The 6125-nt window shown below is 61.3% G+C and carries 7 protein-coding genes; all 7 read right to left on the minus strand.

What is annotated here, in order from left to right:
• Positions 1-17: 17 nt before the first annotated feature.
• Complete coding sequence (gene rnhB, locus ACZ6YA_RS16780; RefSeq protein WP_465898225.1) at positions 18-641, minus strand: ribonuclease HII; 624 nt, start codon at positions 639-641, stop codon at positions 18-20.
• Between the two features lies 1 nt (position 642).
• Positions 643-1770 carry a lipid-A-disaccharide synthase gene (gene lpxB, locus ACZ6YA_RS16785; protein WP_465898226.1) on the minus strand — a complete coding sequence of 376 codons (1128 nt, stop codon included), beginning with the start codon at positions 1768-1770 and terminating at the stop codon, positions 643-645.
• 1 nt (position 1771) lies between these two features.
• Positions 1772-2548, minus strand: coding sequence for an acyl-ACP--UDP-N-acetylglucosamine O-acyltransferase (lpxA, locus tag ACZ6YA_RS16790; RefSeq protein WP_465898227.1), 777 nt, complete (start codon positions 2546-2548; stop codon positions 1772-1774).
• Complete coding sequence (fabZ, locus tag ACZ6YA_RS16795; RefSeq protein ID WP_346611787.1) at positions 2545-2985, minus strand: 3-hydroxyacyl-ACP dehydratase FabZ; 441 nt, start codon at positions 2983-2985, stop codon at positions 2545-2547. Before fabZ ends, lpxA begins: the two co-directional genes overlap by 4 nt.
• 113 nt (positions 2986-3098) lie before the next feature.
• Positions 3099-4154 carry a UDP-3-O-(3-hydroxymyristoyl)glucosamine N-acyltransferase gene (gene lpxD / locus ACZ6YA_RS16800; protein ID WP_465898228.1) on the minus strand — a complete coding sequence of 352 codons (1056 nt, stop codon included), beginning with the start codon at positions 4152-4154 and terminating at the stop codon, positions 3099-3101.
• A 1-nt stretch (position 4155) separates the two neighbouring features.
• The gene (locus ACZ6YA_RS16805) at positions 4156-4659 is read right to left on the minus strand and encodes an OmpH family outer membrane protein (protein WP_167069119.1); all 504 of its coding nucleotides are present in this window, start codon (positions 4657-4659) and stop codon (positions 4156-4158) included.
• 44 nt (positions 4660-4703) lie between these two features.
• On the minus strand, positions 4704-6125 hold a 1422-nt coding region (gene bamA, locus ACZ6YA_RS16810; RefSeq protein ID WP_465898229.1), incomplete at its 5' end, for an outer membrane protein assembly factor BamA.

Raw genomic sequence — 6125 nt, forward strand, 5'->3', positions numbered from 1 at the left:
ATAGCGGCCCCAATGTTTCAGATCAGAGAATCCGTAATACCCTCACGGGCTTCCCAGGCAGCGCGCACCGGTGCGAATGAGCGCCGATGGATGGGCGTTGGCCCAAGCCACGCCAAGGCTTCAAGATGTACCGGAGTCGGATAACCCTTATGCCCACCCATGCCGTATCCCGGGTAGATCAACTCGAACGCGCTCATCTCGCGGTCACGCGTGACCTTGGCCAGGATCGACGCGGCAGCAATGGCCGGTACCTGGCTATCGCCCTTGACTACCGGCGCGGCCGGCACCGTCAGTTTAGGGCAACGATTACCGTCGATCAGCGCAAGCTTGGGCGTGACGCTCAAGCCCTCCACCGCGCGCTGCATGGCCAGCATCGTCGCCTGAAGGATATTCAGCCGGTCGATTTCCTCGACCTCGGCGCGGGCAATGCAAAAACTCAGGGCTTTTTCGCAGATCTCGTCGAACAGCGCTTCACGCTTGGCCTCGGTGAGTTTCTTCGAATCGTTCAGACCCAGGATCGGCCGTGCCGGGTCGAGAATCACCGCCGCCGTGACCACCGCACCGCACAGTGGCCCGCGGCCGACTTCGTCGACGCCGGCAACCAGGTCTTCGACCAGGTTGAAGTCCAGTCCTATCTGCATGTCAGCGGTCCTTCAGCAAAGCGAGCACCGCGTCTGCCGCCTGGTTGGAGGCGTCGCGGCGCAGGGTACGATGGATCTCGTCGAAACGCTCGGTCTGCTGGCTGCCATCGGCCACCAGCGGCGCCAGGGATTGCGCCAGGGCTTCGCTGGTGGCGGCGTCTTGCAGCAGCTCAGGCACCAGCTCACGTTGGGCCAGCAAGTTCGGCAACGACACGTAGGGGCTTTTTACCAGACGCTTGAGGATCCAGTAGGTCAGCGGTGCAAGGCGATAGGCCACGACCATGGGGCGCTTGTACAACATGGCCTCCAGCGTGGCGGTGCCCGAGGCGATAAGCACTGCGTCACAGGCGGCCAGGGCCTGATGCGACTGACCATCGAGCAACGTCAAAGGCAAGTCGCGTCCTTCGAGCATCTGTTCGACCTGGGCACGCCGCGCCGCGTTGGCGCAGGGCAGTACGAAGCGCACGCCAGGCACCATTTCCTGCAGGCGCTGGGCAGCGTCGAGGAACAGTGCACCCAGGCGCCCCACTTCGCCACCTCGGCTACCGGGCATCAGCGCGACCACCGGCCCGGCACCCAGGCCCAGCACAGCGCGTGCAGCCTGCCGATCAGCGGCCAGTGGAATGGTATCGGCCAACGGATGACCAACGAATCGCACCGGCACGCCCTGCTCTTCGTAGAAGCGCGCTTCGAAGGGCAGCAGCGTCAGCATCAGGTCGCAGCCTTCGCGGATCTTCAGCACACGTTTCTGCCGCCAGGCCCAGACCGACGGGCTGACGTAATGCACCGTCTTGATGCCGGCCTGGCGCAGCTTCAATTCGATATTAAGGGTGAAATCGGGTGCGTCGATGCCAATGAACACATCGGGCTGCTCGGCGATCAGGGTTTGAATCAGTGCATTGCGCCGCTTGAGCAGCTCGCGCAGGCGCCCCAGCACCTCGACCAGGCCCATGACCGCAAGGCGTTCCATAGGGAAATACGACTGCAGGCCTTCGGCCTCCATCAGTGGGCCACCGACACCGATGAACCGCACATCGGGATGGCGCGCCTTCAAGGCGCGCATCAAACCGGAACCGAGAATATCGCCGCTGGCCTCACCCGCGACCAGGGCTACGCAAAGCTGGGCCATGTCAGCGGGTGATGCCGCGAGCGGAATTCACGATCGACTGGCGGAACAGTTCGACCTCAGGGTGTTTGCAAGCCAGTTCGTCGAGTTCCTTGATCGCCTCTTCCACGGTTAGGCCCTGGCGGTAGACGATCTTGTACGAACGGCGCAGTTCGCGAATCGCATCGTCGCTGAAGCCACGGCGGCGCATGCCTTCGAAGTTCATGCTGCGGGCTTCGGCGGGGCTGCCGAATACCGTGACGAAGGCCGGAACGTCCTTGCCGATCGCTGTACCCATGCCGGAAAACGCGTGAGCACCGATATGGCAGTACTGGTGCACCAGGGTAAAGCCGGACAGGATCGCCCAGTCACCGACATGCACGTGCCCGGCCAGCGCCGTGTTGTTGACCAGGATGCAATGGTTGCCGATCACGCTGTCATGGCCGATATGGGCATAGGCCATGATCAGATTGTGATCGCCCAGGGTGGTTTCAGCGCGATCCTGGACGGTGCCACGGTGAATGGTCACACCTTCGCGGATCACGTTGTGATCACCGATCACCAGGCGCGTCGGTTCACCCTTGTACTTGAGGTCAGGGGTGTCTTCGCCGATCGAGGAAAACTGGTAGATGCGGTTGTACTTGCCAATCCGGGTCGGCCCCTTCAGCACAACGTGGGGACCGATGACGGTGCCCTCCCCGATTTCAACGTCGGGACCAACGATCGACCACGGACCGACCTCAACGCCGTCGGCCAGCTTGGCCGACGGGTCGATGATCGCCCGCGGATCAATCGAATTCATAGCTCACGTTCCGCGCAGGTGATCTCGGCCGAGCACACAGGCTTACCGTCGACCAGGGCCCGGCATTCGAATTTCCAGATGGTCTTCTTGCGACCGATGAACTTGGCTTCCAGCACCAGCTGGTCGCCCGGCAATACCGGCTGACGGAAACGCAGCTTGTCGGAGCCGACGAAGTAGTAAAGCGTGCCGTCGGCCGGCTTGGTGTCGAGCATCTTGAAACCGAGAATGCCTGCGGCCTGGGCCATGGCTTCGATGATCAGCACACCAGGCATTACCGGGTGTTCCGGAAAATGCCCGTTGAAGAATGGCTCGTTGATGCTGACATTCTTGTAGGCACGAATGCTCTGGGCCTCGAAGTCCAGATCCGTCACACGGTCTACCAGCAGAAACGGGTAGCGGTGAGGCAGGTATTCGCGAATCTCGTTGATGTCCATCATTTCGGGGGGAAGCCTGTAATAAGAATAGGGAGCGCAGGTGCTGAACACACGCTCCTTTTGCAATCCAAAGAGGAGCCAGCTAGCGACTGTTCACTCTCGCTCAGGAAATGGTATCAGCCTTCTGATGTCGGCTGGCCACCTGAGGTCACGGTATTGACACGTTTTTCCAGCTGCTGAAGACGCTTGGACATGTCATCCAACTGGCGGATACGCGCGGCGCTCTTGCGCCAGTCAGCCAGTGGCTGCATGGCAGTACCGGAAGAATAAGCACCCGGTTCAGTGATCGAACGGGTGACCATGGTCATTCCGGAAACGAATACGTTATCGCACACATCGATATGGCCCACCATGCCGACACCGCCGGCAATGGTGCAGTGCTTGCCGATGCGCGTGCTGCCGGAAATCCCGACGCAGGCGGCCATGGCCGTGTGCTCGCCGATCTGCACGTTGTGCGCGATCTGGATCTGGTTGTCGAGCTTGACCCCGTCGGCGATCCGCGTGTCGGACAGCGCGCCACGGTCTACGGCGGTGTTGACGCCGATTTCGACATCATCACCAATGGAGACCCCGCCAATCTGGGCGATCTTGCGCCAAACACCCTTCTCATTGGCGAAGCCGAAGCCCTCGCCGCCGATCACGGCGCCCGACTGGATAACCACACGCTTGCCGATGGTCACGTCGTGATACAGCGTGACCCGCGGCGCCAACCAGCCGCCCTCACCGACCACGCAACGCGCTCCGATCACGCAATGCGCGCCGATGCTGACGTTGGCACCGATGCGTGCGCCGCTCTCAATGACCGCAAACGGCCCAATGCTGGCGCTGGCATCGACCTGTGCGTCCTCGGCCACCACGGCGCTGGGATGAATTCCCGCCACAGCCTTGGGTTTCGGGTCGAACAGGTGGGAGATCCGCGCATACGCCAGATACGGGTCGGGCACGATCAAGGCGTTGCCGGCAAAGGCTTCGGCGTCCGCAGCCTTGAGCAGCACCGCTGCTGCCTGGCAGTTATCCAGGTATTTGCGGTACTGCGGGTTGGCGAGGAAGCTCAATTGACCGGGGCCGGCCTCCTGCAAGGTAGCCAGCCCGGTAATCTGCTGCGCCTCGGAGCCTTTCAGCGTGGCCCCTAGGGCCTCGGCCAACTGGCCGAGCGTCATGGTCACGGTCATATCAACGGGCTTGGTTCATGCGCTCGATGACTTGGCGGGTGATGTCGTACTGAGGTTTGACATCGATGACCGCACCACGCTCGAGAACCAGGTCGTAACCGCCCTTCTTGATCACTTCTTCGACAGCGCCATCGAGCTTCGGCTTGAGCTGCTTGAGCATGTCGCGGTCGGCCACAGCTTTGGCTTCGTTCAGTTCCTTGGACTGGAACTGGAAGTCACGGGCCTTCTGCTTGAACTCAAGTTCCAGGCGCTCACGCTCGGGCTGAGCCATTTTGTCACCGCCCTTGATCAGGCGATCCTGGATGCCCTTGGCGCTGCTTTCCAAGCCCTTGAGCTTGGTCAGCTGCGGGCCGAACTTCTTCTCGGCATCCACCGCGTATTTCTTGGCGGCATCGGATTCAAGCAGGGCCATCTGATAGTTCAGCACGGCAACCTTCATTTCGGCGAAAGCCGGGGTGGCGACCAGCGCCGCGGCCACTACGGCCAGTTGAGCCAATTTACGCACGATGCACTCCTGGATAAACCGTTGTCGTTAAGCTAGGGCCGACCTTAGAAGGTCTGGCCCAGAGAGAATTGGAACACCTGAGTATCGGCATCGTCCGGCTTCTTCACCGGCATTGCCAGGCTGAAGCTCAACGGGCCCAGGGCAGTAATCCAGGTGACGCCCAGGCCGACGGAGCTCGCCATGCCCGAGAAACCGACCTTTTCGCAATCCGGCTTGCTGCCGCAATTGGTGTCGAACACGTTACCCACATCCCAGAACACGGAGGTGCGCAGCGAACGCTGGTCCTTGACGAACGGCAGCGGGAACAGCAGCTCGACGCCACCCTGGACCAGTACGTTACCGCCGAACGGCAGCGGATCCTGATCCGGGTCCTCGATAGTACCGGGTCGATGATTTGGGTTATCTGGTCCGGTACTCGGCGTACTGCGCGGGCCCAGGCTGCTGTCTTTGAAGCCACGAACGGAGTTGAAGCCACCCGCATAGTAGTTTTCATAGAACGGCAAGCCCGAAGTCCCACCGAAACCATCACCATAGCCCAGTTCGGTGTGCAGGCGCAGGGTGTAGTCGTTGTTGATTGGCTTGAACAGCTGACCGCGATAGTCGAGCTTGAAGAACGACAGGTCGCTGCCCGGAATGGTGGACTCCAGCGTCAGGCTCTGGGAGTGACCACGCGTAGCCAGCACGCCCTTGTTCAGGGTCGATTCGGACCAGCCGACCGAGGCCTTGAAGTTCAGGAAGTTGTCACCCTCTTCATCGAGGAAGTCGAAGATCTCGTTGACGGTGTAACGACCGGTCTTGATCTTGTCCTGTTGTACGCTCAAGCCGTAGGTCAGGCGCGAGGTTTCGCTGATCGGGTAGCCCAGGCTGACACCGGCACCCAGGCTGTCGACCGCATAGCTGGCCACGTCAACGTCGAGGTCATCATAGTCGGTGCTGCGGTAGAACGCGTTGTAGCCCAGGCTGACACCGTCAGCCGTGAAGTAGGGGTCAACGAAGCCGAAGTTGTAGCGGGTCTGGTATTCGGAGCGGGTCAGGCCGATCGACACCTTGTTACCGGTACCGAGGAAGTTGGTCTGGCTGATCGAACCACCGAGGATCAGGCCGGCGCTCTGGGCAAAGCCGACGCTGGCGGTGATCGAACCGGAAGCCTGCTCTTCGACGCTGTAGTTGACGTCGACCTGGTCGTCGGTGCCCGGCACCGGCGGGGTTTCGACGTTGACTTCCTTGAAGAAGCCCAGGCGCTCCAGACGGGTCTTGGACTGGTCGATCAGGTAGGTCGAGGCCCAGCCACCTTCCATCTGGCGCATTTCGCGGCGCAGCACTTCGTCTTCGGTCTTGGTGTTGCCGCGGTAGTTGATGCGGTTGACGTAAGCACGCTTGCCCGGGTCGACGACGAACATGATGTCGACGGTGTGATCTTCGTCATTGGGCTGTGGCACGCCGTTGACGTTGGCGAAGGTGTAGCC

This window comes from Pseudomonas sp. NPDC090752 (assembly GCF_055584805.1).